Genomic DNA, 16,628 nt, shown 5'->3' on the forward strand with positions numbered 1-16,628 from the left:
GGGCCGGGGACGGCAAACCGGTCAGACCGGCTACTTGACGATGATGCTGGCCTGCATCATCGGATGCAACGTGCAAGCATACGTAAAGCTACCTTTGCTACGTGCCACGAACTTCCAGCGTCCGCCTGCCGGTATGGTCTGGGACTTAAATTGCGCGGTAGTGCTGACAGCATCGTGAGGGAACGGGTCTTTATTGATCCATTCGACCGTATCGCCAGCTTTGATTTCCAGAACTTGTGGCGAAAACTGCATAGCTTCAATGGTCACGCTGTGTGTGACAGGCGCTGCTAGCGCCTGCGAAGGTGCGAACATGAGCGGTAGCAGGGCAAGCAGCAGCGCACCTTTGCTGCTGCAGCGCGCTAGAACGTCGGGAAGCGGCAGGGTAGGCATAGCCATCCCTACTTCAGCGACGCCTGCATGTGCCTGGCGTGATCAAGATGCGCCACGAACGCTGGCCGTACTTTCACCAGAAGTGCCTTGAGTTCGGCATTTTGCGCGTTCGGGATCAGGGTCTTGTCGAGCGCATCCATGACTGCAGCGTGATAGGCCACTTCGTTATCGACATAGGCCTGGTCGAATTTCGCGCCGTGCAAAGATTTTAGCTTGGTCAGTGTTTCGTTGCCACCCTGTTTGAGTGATTTGCTGATGTCATTTTCTTCCGGGGTGACCTTCAGTCGGGTCACCAGTTCGACCGCCATTTTATTCACGCCGCCATGGTCGGTAACCATGGTTTGTGCAAATTTCTTTACCTCTGCATTGCTGGCTTTCGATGCGGCTAGCTGGCCTGCTTCGATATCGACGCTATTGGCCGCGACGACGATTGCGGCGATTTGTGCGTCGCTAGGCCCGGCTGTGTGAGCGAACGATGCCGATATTGCCAGTGCCAGCAGGCTTGCAGTCAATGCTTGAAGACGCTTTTTCATAGTGTTCCTTTATGCTGTTTGTGAAGTGGAGTAAACGTGCTTGCTACAAACATTAGATGTGGCCAAGGTTCGTTGCGTTCCCGGTTACTCCTAGCGCACGGCAAGGCGGACCAGGACGTTGGCCACGATACGGTCACAGCGCGCGCCATCGAACGAGAAGGCCGCATCGAGGCCGTGATCGATTTCACGTGAGAGTGCTTCGCGCAGCATGCTGCGGGCGCGGAAATACCGTGTCCGCACGGTCGCTTCGGGAATGTTCAGGCAGGCGGCGGTTTCTTCCACCGACATTTCTTCCAGCCCGCGCAACATAAATACGATACGAAAGACTTCCGGCAAGTCGTCGATTTTTGCTTCGATCAGGCGCCGGATCTGGGCACGCTCTGCCGCCTCCTCGGGCTGTTCCACTCTTTTACCATCCATGATTGCCTCGTCGTCCGTCTGATGTCGCTCTACTTCGTCCCATTGCATCTCGCTGCTGATATCGATGATCTCGGCGCGCCGTGTGCTCTTGCGGCTACGTGCCAGCCCTTCGTTAATGACGATGCGGGTCAGCCAGGTCGACAGGCTGGACTCGCCACGAAAGCTGTGCAGCGACTGAAAGATACGCAGATAGGATTCCTGCACCACGTCTTCAGCTTCGGCGTCATTCTTGACGATGGCGCGTGCCGCTCTATACAGGACCCGGTTAAAGCGGCGCATCAGCAGTTCGAATCCATTGCGCTGCCCGGCCTGTATAGCCTGGATGATGTCGGCGTCCGAAAAGGCACTCTGGCTGGCAGTGATACCGCTGGCGATGCGATGGGGTGGCATGAATGGTTTCCTTGTGTAGTGGCGTATGGCTTTTAGACGTCGTCAGCTTAGCGGGCGTTCCCATAAATAATTTTTGATTTTCTCAAAATCAAGGAACAGGGAAAATTTTCGCTTCATCTAAACACGGGCGACACGGTCATGTCGACTGCGGCTTGCATCTCCTCACACATCGATATTGTAGAAAGGGAAAACAGCATGACATATTTCAGCGCATCAGCTTACACACGCTGGCGCCTGCTGGGCGGCGCCATATTCAGCACCATTTTGATCAGCGCTTGCGGCGACGGGCACCCATCGCGCCCAATTGGCACCGTTCCGACCACGCCAGAGATGCCCGATCCTGCGCAACTGGCGGAGGGTAAGCAGATCTTCCGCTACGATACTTTCGGCGACGAAGCACATTGGACCGACAAACTGCAGATGCATACCGTCATTTCGAGCGCGGTCGATCCGGTCACCGCGCTGTCGGTCGGGCTGAAAGTCGACGTCGATGCCTTGCCGACTGCAATCGTCCACGGTATCAAGGATGGCAGTATCGACCTGAAAAGCCCCGCCACCACGGTCGCACTGCTGAAATTGAATGCCGTGGTTGGCATAGTCGGTAAAGTCGAGAGCGTTAATGGCAGAGATGTGCTGACGCGGGTGGGCATCACCTGTGCACTTTGCCATTCCACGGTTGATAACTCGTTCGCCGCCGGCATAGGCCGCCGGCTAGACGGCTGGGCTAACCGTGACCTGAATGCTGGCGCCATCATTGCGTTGTCGCCAGCGTTGAGTACGGTGCAGAAAGCCGTCTACAAATCCTGGGGCAAGGGCATGTATGACCCGCGCTATAACGTGGATGGGAAGAACGGCCCGCAAGTGATACCGCCGGCCTATGGCCTGGCGGGCATACACCGCATCACCGCTACCGGCGACGGCACAGAAATCGCGTACTGGAATCGTTATGTAGCGGTCACGCAGATGGGGGGGCAGGGGCATTTTGACGACAGCCGTATTGGCGTTTCGGTGACCAATGGTACGGTCGACCTGGTTTCGTCCAAGCTGCCGGCGCTGCAAGCGTACCAGCTTTCGCTGGCGGCCCCTAGTGCACCTGCGGGGAGTTTTGATGCGGCCATGGCAGCGCGCGGCCAATTACTCTTTTACGGCAAGGCGACGTGTTTTACCTGTCATAGCGGAAATGAATTCACCGATGCTAATTCGCGCTTGCATACGCCGTTGGAGACGGTGAGTGAACCGGAACCGGCGGGAGTACCTAGCTATGCCAGTCGCTCGGCTACGCAGCAGTATCGGACCGCGCCGCTTAAAGGTGTTTGGCAACACGCGCCATACTTCCATAATGGCTCGGCAGCGACTCTGGAAGATGTGGTTGCAACCTATAATGAACGTCAGCACTTGCAGCTGACACCAGCCGAAGTGGCCGAATTGAGTAACTATCTCAAGTCTTTGTAGGTTCCCGACTAATGTGGGAGGACTAGGTCTTTCGCCAAGCAATGACCAGAGGGGGGCGGGGCAATAAGGTGTCCCGTCTTGCATTATGGCGCAGGTGCGCTTCCGCATTCTGCGTATCTATTGTCCGAGTGGGCGCAGCACGTCTGTATGAGCTATTTCCTTCCTCAAGTTACGATTTTGGAAGGCGGGCGTCATTACAGGAAGGCTCGATTTTCCGGCATAGGCTGTAGCCATCAGGCAGCAACCTCCGTTGCGCTCTGAGGATGCCTACGAGCTTATTCAAACCAGGCCTATGAGACGACCAGAAACAATGGTTGCAAGCCACCCTAGCAGGGTCAATGCCGCAATCGAGCGGGAAGGCTGGGCATCGGCTTGGGCTCTGAACAGCAGCCAGACTTGAATGACGCTGAGTGCGATTAACAGGGCCAGCTTGATGCGGAAGACCGGGTTAGCCCAGAACTTCAATACGTCTGCGATGAACAGCCATAGGCCGCTAAGCAGGGCGACGCCAAGACCTGCAAGCAGGTATGGCTGCAGATTTCTGGCAATCTGTGCTGGCTGGCTCGCGCGCAAACCCCAGCCAACCAGCCGCAGGTCAAGTATCAGCGAAGTACCGAAAGCGAGCGCAAGACCGAGCAGGTGGATGGTCATGAACGTTGCAAAGGTCCACGGATCGGCCTCATTGAAGTTGTGGGCGAGCGACGACCTGGCCAGCCAGTCGATGGCCGCAGGATGGGAAGTTGGCGACATGGTAATCCTCAGATGTAGAAAGCGATGAGCCGGCCCGCGATCAGGGTGCCGGCCCATAAGATGAGCGAAGAGGCGCCGGCGAAGCGGGCTTGCCACGGCAGTGTGGCGCTGCTGCTCCATTCCGCATGGCGCGAGAAGTTGTAGTGCCAGTAGCCGATATTCGCGGCGGCAAGCAGCAGCAGGGCGAGCTTGGCCTGTAATAAGGGGTTAAGCCAGATCTTGCCAGCCTGCGGCAGGAACAGGCCGATGCCGGTGGGGAATACCAGCAGCGCACCGGCGATGGTAAGCGGCAGAATCTGACGCTGGAGGACATCGAGGCCGACGTCGGAAAACACCACGCCAAGCAGGCGCAGGTCGACCACGGAAATGCTGCCTGCCAGTAGCAGCACGCCGACGATGTGGATGACGTCGAGTGCGGAAAATAAATCCAGTGACTCGCCGATAATCAGGCTGACGGGTAGGGCGGCTACTTCATTGAAAAACTCGCCTAATGGCATGTGAACTCCTTGACTGTGTATGCGTGGTACTAGCCGGTGTGATACGTGCCGGCCAGCCACCTTATGCCGTAATTGACGCGTCTAGAACTTGTAATTGAGCGTGGCGTAATACTGGCTGCCAAGGTCGGCACCGAGCGGCCCGCTGGTGTCGAAGGCATACTGGTACTGGGCCTTGGAGGCATTGGTACGCGAGATGTCCGGTACGCGGCGGGCACGCTGGTTGAAGACGTTGATGACAGCAAACTTGGCCTCAAAGCCATGGCCCAGATTCCAGCCTAGCGTCAGGTCGGTGGTCCACAGCTTGCCCGCATCCCATTCGCCGCTAGCTGGCAGGCCTTGCGCAGCATTGTCGGCATTGGTCCAGAAGCGCCGCACCTTGCCGATGCGGGTTTCACGCACATCGATGGAATACGCACCGCTCTTGTAGGCCACATCGAGTACCTGCTTGTCGCGCGGCGCGAGATACAGCGTGTTCTGCTGATTGGTCAGCGACAGAGTGGAGATATTCGGCAATCCCTGCAGCTTGGCCGGTACACCGGAGATACGGGTAAAGGCGCTGGAGTTGAAGTTCGCGGCGAAATTCCACTTCAGCACGCCTGTGCCCAGCCGCTGCTTGCCATCCAGCGTCAGATCGACGCCGCGGCTACGCACATCGCCGACGTCGGTAAAGTAGTGGGCTGTCAGACCGTTGCCGGGTTGGGGAATCGCCAGTCCGGCGGCGGTAAAGTAGCTTTGTAGTATGGCTAGCTGGGAGGGGCTCAGCACGGCACCGGTGGCATCGCGGAACTGGCCGTCGCTATTGGTGCGGTCCAGTCCTAAGTTGGCGGAGGTGCCCAGCGTGTGCTGGACTTCGGTCTGATAGAAATCCAGCGCGTAGCTAAATTGTGGACCGAGATCACCGGTAAGGCCCAGCGTAAAGCCTTTGGCCTTCTCGGGTGCCAGCGGAACCGCGCCCAGTGCCAGGCCGGCGGCCGAATCCGGCCGTACCAGCGAAGAGATCAGGCCGTTAGGGCGTCCTGACGTGTTGCTGAACGAGACCGTCTGCAGTGCTGGTGCGTGGAAGCCATTGCTGGCGGTGCCACGCAAGGCGAAGGCGGGGCTGAAATCGTAGCGGGTGGATAGCTTGCCGATCAGGCCGCTGCTGCCGAAATCGGAATAGTGTTCGCCGCGCAAACCGCCATCGACAAACCACGCATCAGTGATATTGCTGCCGGCGCCGGCATAGGCGGAATAGCTATGCCGTTTGGTGTCCGCCGCATCGCGCGGCAAATAGCCGGGCAAGGATTGTGCGCCGCCGCTGCCGTTGCCGCCATCACCGGGAATGACGCCCAGATAGGCATTCGATTCGCCGGGTTTGAGCTGGCTATGCTCCTGACTATATTCGAGCCCCAGCGACAGGTTCACCGGCTTGGCGGTCCAGCCGGTCGGGATGCTGCGGCTCAGGTCCAGCGTATTGGTCCACAGCGAATAGCCATTCTGGCCGATGTAGAAATCCGTCTGACCGGCCGAGGCAGGCAAGGCATAGTTGGCCGAGTGCACGGTGTAGACATCTACCTTGTCGCGCCCGTAGTTGCTGCTTAAGTCCCAGTTCCAGCCATCCCAGTTGCCACGCAGACCGGCGACCAGTTGTGCCTGATGGTCGGAGGTGGACTCCTGCGGGGTATAGCCATCCGGATAGAAGCCGAACCAGCCGTTGTTGCGGGCGAGGGCATTGCTATAGATTGCGTATGGGCTGCGGAAGTTCTGTGCCGAGTAGGCGCGACGGTCGGTGTAGGTGGCGAAGCTATAGGCGCTCAGATCGCTAGCAAGGTCGTATTCGGCGTTGTAGCCGACACTGCTGGTACGGACATCGAGTTTCTGGCCGCTGTTCTTCCATGGCGCGTTATCCCGCGATGCTTCTCTGGGGTTGACACTCGCACCTGCCGGTAGCGAGTTATTCGGTCCCAGTGTCGTGGAAAGCGTGCCATCGGCCTTGATGGCGGGGTAATACAGATAGCCTGCATTGAGCGGTGAACTACGTACGGCAGGCTTCTGCTTGCTCAACTGGGCGAACAGGCTGACGTAGCCGCGATCATCGAGTGCAAATCCCTTGTCGGCAGAAAAGCTGCTGTTATCGCCGTCGCCTTTTGTTGTGGCGCCGCCCTTGATGGCGAGATTGCCGCCTTGTGCATTGCGTTTCAGGATGACATTGACGGTGCCGGCAATCGCGGCAGAGCCATACAGTGCGGAGGCGCCATCACGCAGCACTTCCACATGGTCGATGGCACTGATGGGAATCAGTCCCAGATCAACAGCAGCGGAGCCTGCGAAGCCGTTTTCGCTGACGACTGCCGTGGTATTGCGCCGCTTGCCGTTGATCAGCACCAGAGTGTAGGAGGGCGAAAGGTTACGCTGCTGTACGCCCAGTACGATACTGCCCAGGTCAGGCTGGGGTGACTGGCCCGGCAGGCTGAACGATGGAATCAGTGTGGTTAAAGCACCGAGTAAATTGCTGGCGCCGCTGTTGCTGAGGTCTTCCTGCGTCAGTACATCGATGGGCGAGGCACTATTTTCGACCGTCCGGCCAGCGGCGCGCGAACCCGTGACGACGACGACACTGCTGGCGACACTGGTGTCCGCCGCATAAGCTGGCGCGAGTAAGGCGCATGAGACGGCAAAAGCCAGCGTGTTGAGCGGAAGGTTGTGGTGATTGCTCTTGTTTGAACTCATCTCGGTGTTTTCCATTGCTTGGTTGTCGAAAACCCGATTCTGTCTGCTGTGTTATTTGCTGTCGAAGAATAAATCAGCAGAATGATATGAGGCGCTGTCGCTTAAGCTAATTACTATTCTGCTGCATGCCATTTCTAACCGACCTTTATAGACATTGGCTTGGTTCAGATCTGGATGAAAAAAAGGCCGGCGCAGTTGCGTGCCGGCCTGATGCGGATTGCAGCTCTGTTGAATCAGCTACTGGCGTCCTTCTGGGCCTCGGCAGGCTTGATATCGCCGGGACCGCCATCACCCTCGGTACCGCCATTGATGACGCGGCCATCCGGCAAGGTGACGATGCGGCCATCGATCAGGCGCACACCGGGCTTCTTGACCAGATAGCCATCGACGACCAGCGTGTCGCCAATTTTCACATCGCCTTTCTTGAAGCCGCGGCGCGACAATGCGCCCGGACCTGCACCTTCTACGGCCCAGTTGTAGCTCACGCCTTTGCTGTCGACGACGTCGAGGTAGAAGTAGCTGTGCGGATTAGTCCAGTCCACTTTGGTTAAAGTACCTTTCAGGCGGATGGGTTTGCTGGCGTCGAACAGTGCCGCAAACGAGTGATGTGCTAGTACGGCCGGACTGATGGCGATGGCCGCCAGCAGCAGTGCTGTACGCGAAATATTTTTGTTCATGGATTCTCCAGTAGCGATTAATGCGAAGACAGCTTACATGCAAAAACAGCGCCGACCAAACGCGCACTTTTGATATGGATATGCAATAAACTTATTGGACGATGCGCAGGCTTGCTGGCAAATTGGCTGCTTCATTAATCAGCCCAGCAAGAGGAGGCTATGTTCTTTCGAATCAAACCGCGCCATATGGTAGCTGGCTTTGTTCTATCCGCGTTGGCTGCGGCAGTCAATGCGCAATACCGTGACGAGGCTAAGCCCGATGGCATTACCGCCAGGTCCTATGCCATCTGGTTAGGCACGGAAACTACCGGACAGCCTGCCGCGACACCGCGTGATGCCAAGGGCAAACCCATTCTGAATGGCTACTGGAAATTGCTGCATGAAGCGGGCAAGCCCGATGGTAATCTGGCCAAGGATTTGCCGCAATACCAGCTGCCATACACCGCTGCCGGTAAAGCTGCGCTGGCCGCAAATGAAAAAGTAGTGGATCCGGAAGCACGCTGCATCATCACCGGCATACCGCGTGCACTGACTGCGGTGCTGCCATTTGAAATTCAGCACAACGGGGTACGCTTTGCCAGCTTCCATCAACTGGGCTGGCATAGGCTGGCGTGGCTCGATGGACGTAAAGCGCCCGCCGATCCGGACCCGCGCTACAGCGGTAACGGGATAGGGAAATGGGAGGGCGACACGCTGGTAATCCGCTCGAGCGGATTCAAGGATAGCGCGGACGGCCGTGTGTGGGCCGATGACAATGCCAACCCTATCAGCAACGAGGCCGTGGTGATCGAACGCTGGACGCGGCCCGATTACCAGCATCTGAATCTGGAGCTGACCTTCACTGACCCCAAGTATTACAGCAAGCCTGTCAGGTATGCGCGCCGCTACGTACTGGCGCCGCAAGGCGAACAGCTCAAGGAGTTTTCCTGTGAGTGGAATAGCTACTGGGTGACCACCCATCTAGAACCGGGGCCGGGCAAGATCGGTAGCGATGGCAACCGCTATTTCGGACCGGATAAACAGCTGGTGCCGGACTGGCCGCTGGGGAGTGTCGAGGACGATGGGCGCGGTACCGGCTACTGGCTGTATCGCAAGAACAAACCTAAACCGTCGGATCTGCCACCTAAACCGGAGGCCAAGTGAATCGTATGAGCAAGCTGATGAAACGTAAAACTGTCACACTTAGTCTGATGCTGGGCGCATTGCTGGCGGTATGGGCCGGCCATGGCTGGGCGCAAAACGGCAAGGCCGCCACCCGTGCACCTGCGCAGGGTGAAAACGCCGATGCCGAGACCGAAATGTTCCGCCCGCTGATCTATAAGGGTCCGCCACTGCCGGCGCCACGCCTGCTCGATGGCAAGCCTGATCTCAGCGGGTTCTGGCAGGGCGTGCGCGAGAAAGGCGTACCGGGAGGGAATCACGGTAAGGATCAGCCCGGCTTCATTCTGCCGCTGACGGAAAAGGGCAAGCGCGCCATGATCTATGCACAGAACCATACGCCGGATCCCGAAGCGGTCTGCATCAATGGTGGCATTCCACGTCACAATAGCAGCGGTCTGCCATTCGAGGTGCTGCACACGACAGACCGCTTTGCCACGCTATACCACTACACCACGCATCGCTCCGCAACGGTGGCGCAGCGCCGGCCGTTGCCGGCCAAGGAAGACATCAGTAAAACCTATTTCGGTACCAACGTGGCGTACTGGGACGGCGATACGCTGGTGATCGAGACCACTGGCTTGCGCGATTCTTCGTTCGAAAAAATCTGGCTCGATGAAAACGGTAACCCGACCAGCGATCAGACCAGGGTGATCGAGCGCTGGTCGCGGCCTGATTATCATCATCTACAACTGGAAGAAACGGTGATCGATCCGAAGTATTATCGCGAGCCTTTTAAATTCACCCGCATATGGAATTATGGTGGTGATGGGCGGGGCGTAGGGGAATACTCGTGCAACGAGAATAATGTCGAGCGCGAGCATATTGGACCGGGGGCGGGAGTGATAGGTCCGAATGGTAATCGCGGCTTTGGCTACGATGCGCCACTGCCGAAAACACCGCCAAGTCCGGACGCCTACGGTTTCTGAGGGGCGATCTAGTCGGCCCAGCAGAACGCGCAAGGCGGGTGCTCAGAGTCGCTGATCACCCGCCTTGTGTCTGTGAGAGAAATGAATGAAATAGGGAGTGCAGCCAGCCCGCTGAGCGGGCGCTGGGGAGATGACGACTTAGTCGATCACCTTTGCGTGCTTCAGGAAAGTGCGCAATACGTTGCGGCTGAGGTTTAATCGCCTGGCGGTGCGGACCTGATTGCGCTGGCATAGTTCCCACGCCGCCAGTATCAGTTGTAGCTGCAGTTCCTCGAAGTGTATGGACTCGTCAGATTGCAGCAAACTGTCCCAGGCCTGATACAGGGCGGGGGCGCAAGCTGTCGCAGTGTCGGCACTGGACTGGGCTGCTGTTTCTACCGTGTCTGATTCGGACGGGCGGCTGTACTGCTTGCTCTGGTGAGCGCCGGGATGGGCGGGCGGTTCTTCCGTAGAGCCTGAGCCTGGTGCGGTATTGTGCCAGCCTGGCAGATTCAGTTCGGCCGGTGTAATGAAGCCGGCACGGCTGAGCAACACGGCGCGGTGGATGATGTTTTCCAGTTCGCGGATATTGCCCGGCCATGGATATGTCAGCAAGGCTCGTTCTGCATCGGCTGTCAGACAGACCTGCTCCACCTGCAGGCGGCGCGCATAGGTAGACAGAAAGTGCTGTGCCAGCGGCAGTACATCGCCCGTACGTTCGCGCAAAGGCAGCACGGGCAGCGAGATGACCTGCAGACGGTAGTACAGATCTTCGCGGAAGCGGCCGGCGCGCACGGCTTCCGATAAATCGATATTGGTGGCGGCGATCAGACGCACGTCGATCGGTACGGGTTGGCGTGCACCTAGCCGCACCACCTCGCGCTCCTGCAGCACGCGTAGCAGCTTGACCTGCATCGCCAGCGGCAGATCGCCGATTTCATCGAGGAAGAGCGTGCCGCCATTGGATGTCTCGAACCAGCCGGCCTTGCCTTGCAGGGCACCGGTGAAGGCGCCGCGTTCGTAGCCGAACAGTTCGCTCTCGATCAGCGTTTCCGAAAAAGCACCGCAATTAATCGCGACAAACTTGGCATTGCGGCGCTTGCTCAGCGCATGCACATGGCGGGCAACAAGCTCTTTGCCGGTACCGGTTTCGCCGGTGATGAGTACGGTCGCATCGCTGGGCGCGATGCGCTCGATGACGTTATGTAGTGCGCGTGAACGGGTATCGGCGTAGACAAAGGCAGTGGCCCGGATGATTAGACTGAGCTGGGTGGCGTCGCGGAAGGCGATCAGCGGCTGTTCATCGGCGCCCGCGCCTTTGGCCAGATTGGCGCCACGGATAAAGTCGTTCCGAAAATTGTGTGCAAGTAGTTCCATGCAACGACTATAACGGCGGCGCTTATTCGCAGGAAGGAATTATGCCAAGCATGCTTATCCGGAATTGGCATAAGGCCGATGACAGGGGAACTGCAACCGCTGCGTCTATCGCTTATGCGTTTTTCGCCTTTGTGAACTCGATTTTATTCGTTTTATCCTGAATGCAGCGACCGTATGCTGACGTCTATCGCCATCATGTGACCAAGGTTGAATATGTCGGAAGTCGTTGTTGAATTACCGCTGGAGTTAGCACAAGCCAGTGCCGGAGTGCCACCTGCCATTGCCTGGCAGCTGTTCTTGCGAGGACAGTCGCTGCTGGTGGATGTGCGTACCGCCGAGGAACGCAAATTTGTCGGCCATGTGCCCGATACACTGCACGTGCCCTGGGCAACCGGCACCGCGCTGACGCGCAATCCCCGTTTTGTGCGCGAGCTGGAAGCCAAGGTAGGCGGCAAGGATGCCGTGGTCCTGCTGTTGTGCCGCAGTGGCAAGCGCTCTGCGCTGGCGGCGGAAGCGGCTGCCAAGGCCGGCTTCACGGCGGTCTTCAATGTACTGGAAGGTTTCGAGGGCGAGATCGACGGGCTGCAGCAGCGCGGCAAGTCGGACGGCTGGCGTTTCCGCGGTCTGCCATGGGTGCAGGATTAAACCATGACGACTTTCGACATTACCGGCATCGTGCAATCGCTGCATGATGCGCGCCATAACTGGCGCCGCATCCAGAGCCGCAGCAGCGAAGCAGGCAACCGCGAATTCCCGTCGCGCAATGCGCTGGCGGCCATCATCGAGAACCTCAAGGGCGTGCTGTTCCCTATGCGCTTAGGGCCACCAGACCTGCGGCAGGAAAGCGAGAACTTCCACGTGGCCCACACGCTCGACGCGGCCCTGCACGCGCTACTCAAGCAAGTGCGGCGCGAACTGTCCTACAACGCCAGCCTGCATTTGGGCGAGCGAGGCGACGTCGATGCCGACGCGCTGACGGCAGTACGCAGTTTCGCCGCTGCCTTGCCCGCCATCCGCACGCTGCTCGATAGCGACGTGCTGGCAGCCTATCAGGGTGATCCGGCCGCGCGCAGCGTGGATGAAGTGTTGCTGTGCTATCCGGGCGTGCTGGCCATGATCCACTACCGCCTTGCTAATAAATTGTATCAATTAGGGCTGCCGCTACTGGCACGCATCGTGGCCGAGCTGGCACATAGTGCCACCGGCATCGATATCCACCCCGGTGCGCGTATCGGTGCAGGCTTTTTTATAGACCACGGCACAGGTGTGGTGATCGGCGAGACGGCCGTGATCGGCGAGCGTGTGCGCGTCTATCAGGCCGTCACACTGGGCGCCAAGCGCTTTCCGGCCGATGGCGACGGCAACTTGCAGAAAGGCCTGCCGCGCCACCCGGTGGTGGAAGACGATGTGGTGATCTATGCCGGCGCTACGGTCCTCGGCCGCATCACGATAGGCAAGGGCGCCGTGATCGGCGGGAATGTCTGGCTGACCCATGACGTGCCGGCCGGCGGTCGGGTGGCGCAGGCCGAGTCGCGCGAAGGTGCGCTGGCGAACGGTATAGCTTCCGCATGAGTACACCGAACTGCATAGCGTGTGCACTGGTCGGCAGCTTCGGCCGCGGGGTGCGCCAGTTGCGCGAGGCGCAAGGCTGGTCGCAGGAACGGCTGGCCGAGAATTCCAATCTGAATCGTTCGTACATCGGCGAGATCGAACGGGGCGTAGTGGTGGCATCGCTGCTGACAGTGGAGAAGCTGGCCACTGCGCTCAAGGTGACGCCAGCTGCGCTACTGGAGCAGGGTGGTAAGCAGTGCGCAGGCAGGCCTTGATGGCTATAGCATGTTGAGGCGTCTGGGCCAGCGCCGCACACTAATCGTGTTTATTAACTCAATTTAATGGGAGTAAAGATGTCAGCAACTGTAGGCGGAACCACGGCGCTGGGCGATAACGCAGCAAGGCAATTAGCCAATGCTACCAAGACGGCGCCCCAGCTAGAAACAATCAGCCCGCGCTGGCTTACCCATCTGCTGCAATGGGTGCCGGTGGAAGCAGGTATCTACCGCCTGAACAAGGTCAGGAATCCCGAGGCGATCAAGGTCACCTGCACCGCACGGCAGGCCGAGAACCAGTTGCCGCGTACCTTTGTCGATTACGAAGAGCATCCGCGCGAATACTTCCTGAATGCCGTCTCCACCATCCTCGATGTGCATACCCGCGTGTCCGATCTGTATAGCAGTCCGCACGACCAGATCAAGGAACAGCTGCGTCTGACCATCGAGACCATCAAGGAAAATCAGGAGTCCGAACTGATTAACAATCCGGACTATGGCTTGCTGTCGCAGGTGACGGACGAGCAGCGCATCTTCCCGCTGACGGGCGCACCGACGCCTGATGATCTGGACGAGCTGCTGACCAAGGTGTGGAAGGAGCCAGCCTTCTTCCTGGCCCACCCGCTGGCGATTGCTGCTTTCGGTCGCGAAGCCACGCGGCGCGGCACGCCGCCGCCGACCATCAGCCTGTTCGGTTCCCAGTTCATCACGTGGCGCGGTGTGCCGCTGATCCCGTCCGACAAAGTGCCGGTGGCCGACGGCAAATCCAAGATATTGCTGCTGCGCGTGGGCGATAAGCGTCAGGGTGTGGTGGGTCTGTATCAGCCGGGGCTGCCGGGCGAGCAGAGCCCCGGCCTGTCGGTACGCTTCATGGGCATCAATAATCATGCGATTTCGTCGTATCTGATTTCGCTGTACTGCTCACTGGCGGTACTGACCAATGATGCACTGGCCGTGCTGGACGATGTCGAAATCGGCAAATACCACGACTATCCTGATACCTATAAATGAGCGATCCAACGTCCAATTTGCCGGAACCTCCCGGCGCGCCGTTCGATACGGCGCTACTGGCGCGGCTAGCCAACGAGCTATTTAGTTCGGCGCCGTTCAAGACGCCGCTCGGCGTGGCGGGCGTGCAGGCGCCCGCCAATCTGGCGCCGGCGGGATCGCCGCTAGCCAGTCCGGCCGGCCTCGGGCCTTCGGTGCCGGGTACGCCGATTCCGCAGGGGCAGATACCGGGCACCAATCTGATACCGGCCTCGCCGACCCAGCTTCCTTCGCTGGCCAACCGTATTCCGGCGTTGGCGCCGGTGGCCCCGGCCGGTAATGGTGTGCCAGACAAGGTGTACAGCAGCTTGCCGGCCTACGAGCCGCGCAGCGGCAGCGCCGTGCTGGGCGTGCCGGCGCTGGATTTGGGCGGGCCGCGTCAGGCCGATGCACCGTCGTACTACTTCCTCAGCGACTGGCATAGTCCCGATCCGGCGGCTGTCAGTGCAGCGCGGCCCGCCACCGCTACGCCACTGTTACAGGCCCAGCGTGCGCAGGCGCCATTCGATGTGCATGCGGTGCGGCGCGATTTTCCCATCCTGCAGGAGCGTGTTAACGGGCGTCAGCTGGTGTGGTTCGATAATGCTGCCACTACCCAGAAGCCACGTGCGGTAATAGACCGGATCAGCTACTTCTACGAGCACGAGAACTCGAATATCCACCGCGCTGCGCACGAACTGGCAGCACGTGCTACCGATGCCTACGAAGGGGCGCGCGAACGGGTGCGTGGCTTTCTCAATGCGCCCGATGTGCGCGAAGTGATTTTTGTTCGTGGCACCACCGAGGCGATCAATCTGGTGGCCAAGAGTTGGGGTGCGCAGCACATCGGCGAAGGTGATGAAATCATTGTCTCGCATCTCGAACATCACGCCAACATCGTGCCGTGGCAGCAGTTAGCCAAAGCCAAGGGGGCAGTGCTGCGCGTGATTCCTGTCGATGACAGCGGACAGCTGCTGCTGGACGAGTACCGCAAGCTACTCAATAGCCGCACCAAGCTGGTGTCTGTGACGCAGGTGTCGAATGCGCTCGGTACCGTCACGCCTGTGAAGGAAATCGTGGCACTCGCGCATAGCGTGGGGGCGCGGGCACTGGTCGATGGTGCGCAGTCGGTGTCGCACATGAAGGTCGATGTGCAGGATATTGGCGCGGACTTCTTCGTCTTCTCCGGCCACAAAGTGTTCGGGCCGACCGGCATCGGGGCGCTGTGGGGTAAGCGCGAGGTGCTGGAAGACATGCCACCATGGCAGGGCGGCGGCAATATGATCGCCGACGTGACGTTCGAGCAGACGGTGTATCAGCCGATACCGAACAAGTTCGAAGCGGGCACCGGCAATATCGCCGACGCGGTGGGGCTGGGCGCGGCCATCGACTATGTGCAGCGTATCGGGCTGGATGCCATCGCCCGCTACGAGCACGAGCTGCTGGTGTATGGCACTTATCAGCTGGAGCAGATCCGTGGTGTGCGGCTGATCGGCACGGCGGCCGAGAAAGCCAGTGTGATGTCGTTCGTGCTGGATGGCTATACCACCGAGCAGGTGGGCAAGGCGCTCAACGAGGAGGGCATAGCGGTGCGTACCGGCCACCATTGCGCGCAGCCTATTCTGCGCCGCTTCGGTGTCGAAACTACTGTCCGGCCTTCGCTGGCTTTCTACAATACCTATGAAGAGATAGACCGGCTGGTAGCGGTGATCCGCAAGCTCGCGCATTAATCCTATATCGAGTAGTCATGGAGAGGCCTGTCACCCGGCGTGGTGGCAGGCCCTTTTTTTGCCCCTCCATAGGCCGGGTGAACGAAATCCGACACTGGCCGATGTGGTGCTGTTGAATTCTCAACAGCAGCGCGACGGATGTGCTGGAAATCCAACATCGGGCTGGAATAGTGTAGCTGGCTGATATGCGGTTTCGTCCGTCAATACAGGGTTTCCGTCCATCTGCGGGGGGGCGGGCACGCTACTTGCGACTAACAGACCAAGTTCAACTCTGCGAAAGACCGCAATCATGAAACATATTCTGCTCTTACTGGCGCTGGCTGCCAGCATCCCCGCCTTTGGCCAGCAAGCCTGGACTCATAACACCAGACAGCTGCAGCGCAGCGAAGTCGATGCGCTACTGGCCCAGCCAGAGAAAGTGCTGATTCTGGATGTGCGCCGCCCCGACGAGGTGACGGCCAAAGGCAGCTTTCCCGTGTATCTGAGCGTGCAGGCCAAGGATGTCGAGCAGCAGCTCTCGTTCATTCCGAAAGACCGCTTGATCATCACTGTGTCTAACCACGCCCATCGTGCGGGGGCGGTCGGCGATCTGCTGCTGGCCAAGGGCTATCAGGTGGCCGGTGCGACCGGTTCGGAGGACTATGAAGCGCAAGGCGGTACGATCAAGCGGATTACACCGCCGCCTGCCAAAATATCGGCCGCTCCGGCGGCAGCGGCACCGGTGGCGGATGCGGCGACAACTGCGCTGGCCTTATCTGCCCTGGCAGCGCTTCCCTGAGGTGAGG

At 59.1% G+C, this 16,628-nt stretch carries 17 protein-coding genes; 9 read left to right on the plus strand and 8 right to left on the minus strand.

Translation table 11 applies throughout. The features are described 5' to 3' along the window. Nucleotides 1–30: 30 nt before the first annotated feature. The 3 genes from GTP23_RS06820 to GTP23_RS06830 all read right to left on the minus strand — a co-directional run bounded on the left by GTP23_RS06820 (nucleotide 31) and on the right by GTP23_RS06830 (nucleotide 1,733). The gene (locus GTP23_RS06820; RefSeq protein WP_161034386.1) at nucleotides 31–396 is read right to left on the minus strand and encodes a cupredoxin domain-containing protein; all 366 of its coding nucleotides are present in this window, start codon (nucleotides 394–396) and stop codon (nucleotides 31–33) included. 2 nt (nucleotides 397–398) lie between these two features. Beyond that, complete coding sequence (locus GTP23_RS06825; protein WP_161034387.1) at nucleotides 399–923, minus strand: DUF4142 domain-containing protein; 525 nt, start codon at nucleotides 921–923, stop codon at nucleotides 399–401. A 90-nt stretch (nucleotides 924–1,013) separates the two neighbouring features. Continuing rightward, nucleotides 1,014–1,733 carry an RNA polymerase sigma factor gene (locus GTP23_RS06830; RefSeq protein WP_161034388.1) on the minus strand — a complete coding sequence of 240 codons (720 nt, stop codon included), beginning with the start codon at nucleotides 1,731–1,733 and terminating at the stop codon, nucleotides 1,014–1,016. Between the two features lie 195 nt (nucleotides 1,734–1,928). Here GTP23_RS06830 and GTP23_RS06835 point away from each other — a divergent pair, with 195 nt between their 5' ends. Further along, nucleotides 1,929–3,185: a c-type cytochrome gene (locus tag GTP23_RS06835; RefSeq protein WP_161034389.1), complete on the plus strand. Its 1,257-nt coding sequence runs from the start codon at nucleotides 1,929–1,931 to the stop codon at nucleotides 3,183–3,185. 279 nt (nucleotides 3,186–3,464) lie between these two features. On the opposite strand, the gene GTP23_RS06840 is transcribed toward GTP23_RS06835, so the two are convergent. From GTP23_RS06840 to GTP23_RS06855, 4 genes are all read right to left on the minus strand, one after another. Beyond that, nucleotides 3,465–3,935, minus strand: a complete 471-nt coding sequence (locus GTP23_RS06840; protein ID WP_161034390.1) for a hypothetical protein — start codon at nucleotides 3,933–3,935, stop codon at nucleotides 3,465–3,467. Nucleotides 3,936–3,943: 8 nt separating this feature from the next. Next, nucleotides 3,944–4,432: a DUF6644 family protein gene (locus GTP23_RS06845; protein ID WP_161034391.1), complete on the minus strand. Its 489-nt coding sequence runs from the start codon at nucleotides 4,430–4,432 to the stop codon at nucleotides 3,944–3,946. Nucleotides 4,433–4,513: 81 nt separating this feature from the next. Then, nucleotides 4,514–7,141, minus strand: a complete 2,628-nt coding sequence (locus GTP23_RS06850) for a TonB-dependent receptor plug domain-containing protein (protein WP_161034392.1) — start codon at nucleotides 7,139–7,141, stop codon at nucleotides 4,514–4,516. A gap of 233 nt (nucleotides 7,142–7,374) precedes the next feature. Then, a complete protein-coding gene (locus tag GTP23_RS06855) occupies nucleotides 7,375–7,818 on the minus strand; it encodes a DUF6152 family protein (protein WP_161034393.1) in 444 nt (147 codons plus the stop codon). A gap of 159 nt (nucleotides 7,819–7,977) precedes the next feature. On the opposite strand from GTP23_RS06855, the gene GTP23_RS06860 reads away from it, so the two are divergent. Both GTP23_RS06860 and GTP23_RS06865 read left to right on the plus strand, forming a co-directional pair. Next, nucleotides 7,978–8,961, plus strand: a complete 984-nt coding sequence (locus GTP23_RS06860; RefSeq protein ID WP_161034394.1) for a hypothetical protein — start codon at nucleotides 7,978–7,980, stop codon at nucleotides 8,959–8,961. A 5-nt stretch (nucleotides 8,962–8,966) separates the two neighbouring features. Beyond that, nucleotides 8,967–9,905, plus strand: coding sequence for a hypothetical protein (locus GTP23_RS06865; protein ID WP_161034395.1), 939 nt, complete (start codon nucleotides 8,967–8,969; stop codon nucleotides 9,903–9,905). A gap of 138 nt (nucleotides 9,906–10,043) precedes the next feature. On the opposite strand, the gene GTP23_RS23010 is transcribed toward GTP23_RS06865, so the two are convergent. Further along, nucleotides 10,044–11,261, minus strand: coding sequence for a sigma-54 interaction domain-containing protein (locus GTP23_RS23010; RefSeq protein ID WP_161034396.1), 1,218 nt, complete (start codon nucleotides 11,259–11,261; stop codon nucleotides 10,044–10,046). A 213-nt stretch (nucleotides 11,262–11,474) separates the two neighbouring features. Between GTP23_RS23010 and GTP23_RS06875 the strand changes: the two genes are divergently transcribed. From GTP23_RS06875 to GTP23_RS06900, 6 genes are all read left to right on the plus strand, one after another. Continuing rightward, complete coding sequence (locus GTP23_RS06875; protein ID WP_161034397.1) at nucleotides 11,475–11,906, plus strand: rhodanese-like domain-containing protein; 432 nt, start codon at nucleotides 11,475–11,477, stop codon at nucleotides 11,904–11,906. 3 nt (nucleotides 11,907–11,909) lie between these two features. Next, nucleotides 11,910–12,833 (plus strand): serine O-acetyltransferase EpsC, encoded by a 924-nt coding sequence (gene epsC / locus GTP23_RS06880; protein ID WP_161034398.1) that lies wholly within the window; start codon nucleotides 11,910–11,912, stop codon nucleotides 12,831–12,833. Further along, nucleotides 12,830–13,087 (plus strand): helix-turn-helix domain-containing protein, encoded by a 258-nt coding sequence (locus tag GTP23_RS06885; RefSeq protein ID WP_161034399.1) that lies wholly within the window; start codon nucleotides 12,830–12,832, stop codon nucleotides 13,085–13,087. The genes epsC and GTP23_RS06885 overlap by 4 nt, the downstream gene beginning before the upstream one ends. Before the next feature lie 78 nt (nucleotides 13,088–13,165). Next, nucleotides 13,166–14,098, plus strand: coding sequence for a family 2A encapsulin nanocompartment shell protein (locus GTP23_RS06890; RefSeq protein WP_161034400.1), 933 nt, complete (start codon nucleotides 13,166–13,168; stop codon nucleotides 14,096–14,098). Beyond that, entirely contained in the window at nucleotides 14,095–15,843 is a 1,749-nt protein-coding gene (locus tag GTP23_RS06895; protein ID WP_161034401.1) for a family 2A encapsulin nanocompartment cargo protein cysteine desulfurase, read from the plus strand. The genes GTP23_RS06890 and GTP23_RS06895 overlap by 4 nt, the downstream gene beginning before the upstream one ends. Nucleotides 15,844–16,132: 289 nt before the next feature. Then, complete coding sequence (locus GTP23_RS06900) at nucleotides 16,133–16,621, plus strand: rhodanese-like domain-containing protein (protein WP_161034402.1); 489 nt, start codon at nucleotides 16,133–16,135, stop codon at nucleotides 16,619–16,621. Nucleotides 16,622–16,628 lie beyond the last annotated feature (7 nt).

It is taken from the genome of Duganella fentianensis, assembly GCF_009857835.1.
Lineage (GTDB): Bacteria > Pseudomonadota > Gammaproteobacteria > Burkholderiales > Burkholderiaceae_D > Rugamonas > Rugamonas fentianensis.

Excerpts from the sequence above, each read along its gene's own strand:
- GTP23_RS06820 (WP_161034386.1), bottom strand. The coding sequence starts at position 396 with ATGGCTATGCCTACCCTGCCGCTTCCCGACGTTCTAGCGCGCTGCAGC.
- GTP23_RS06825 (WP_161034387.1), bottom strand. The coding sequence starts at position 923 with ATGAAAAAGCGTCTTCAAGCATTGACTGCAAGCCTGCTGGCACTGGCA.
- GTP23_RS06830 (WP_161034388.1), bottom strand. The coding sequence starts at position 1,733 with ATGCCACCCCATCGCATCGCCAGCGGTATCACTGCCAGCCAGAGTGCC.
- GTP23_RS06835 (WP_161034389.1), top strand. The coding sequence starts at position 1,929 with ATGACATATTTCAGCGCATCAGCTTACACACGCTGGCGCCTGCTGGGC.
- GTP23_RS06840 (WP_161034390.1), bottom strand. The coding sequence starts at position 3,935 with ATGTCGCCAACTTCCCATCCTGCGGCCATCGACTGGCTGGCCAGGTCG.
- GTP23_RS06845 (WP_161034391.1), bottom strand. The coding sequence starts at position 4,432 with ATGCCATTAGGCGAGTTTTTCAATGAAGTAGCCGCCCTACCCGTCAGC.
- GTP23_RS06850 (WP_161034392.1), bottom strand. The coding sequence starts at position 7,141 with ATGAGTTCAAACAAGAGCAATCACCACAACCTTCCGCTCAACACGCTG.
- GTP23_RS06855 (WP_161034393.1), bottom strand. The coding sequence starts at position 7,818 with ATGAACAAAAATATTTCGCGTACAGCACTGCTGCTGGCGGCCATCGCC.
- GTP23_RS06860 (WP_161034394.1), top strand. The coding sequence starts at position 7,978 with ATGTTCTTTCGAATCAAACCGCGCCATATGGTAGCTGGCTTTGTTCTA.
- GTP23_RS06865 (WP_161034395.1), top strand. The coding sequence starts at position 8,967 with ATGAGCAAGCTGATGAAACGTAAAACTGTCACACTTAGTCTGATGCTG.
- GTP23_RS23010 (WP_161034396.1), bottom strand. The coding sequence starts at position 11,261 with ATGGAACTACTTGCACACAATTTTCGGAACGACTTTATCCGTGGCGCC.
- GTP23_RS06875 (WP_161034397.1), top strand. The coding sequence starts at position 11,475 with ATGTCGGAAGTCGTTGTTGAATTACCGCTGGAGTTAGCACAAGCCAGT.
- epsC (WP_161034398.1), top strand. The coding sequence starts at position 11,910 with ATGACGACTTTCGACATTACCGGCATCGTGCAATCGCTGCATGATGCG.
- GTP23_RS06885 (WP_161034399.1), top strand. The coding sequence starts at position 12,830 with ATGAGTACACCGAACTGCATAGCGTGTGCACTGGTCGGCAGCTTCGGC.
- GTP23_RS06890 (WP_161034400.1), top strand. The coding sequence starts at position 13,166 with ATGTCAGCAACTGTAGGCGGAACCACGGCGCTGGGCGATAACGCAGCA.
- GTP23_RS06895 (WP_161034401.1), top strand. The coding sequence starts at position 14,095 with ATGAGCGATCCAACGTCCAATTTGCCGGAACCTCCCGGCGCGCCGTTC.
- GTP23_RS06900 (WP_161034402.1), top strand. The coding sequence starts at position 16,133 with ATGAAACATATTCTGCTCTTACTGGCGCTGGCTGCCAGCATCCCCGCC.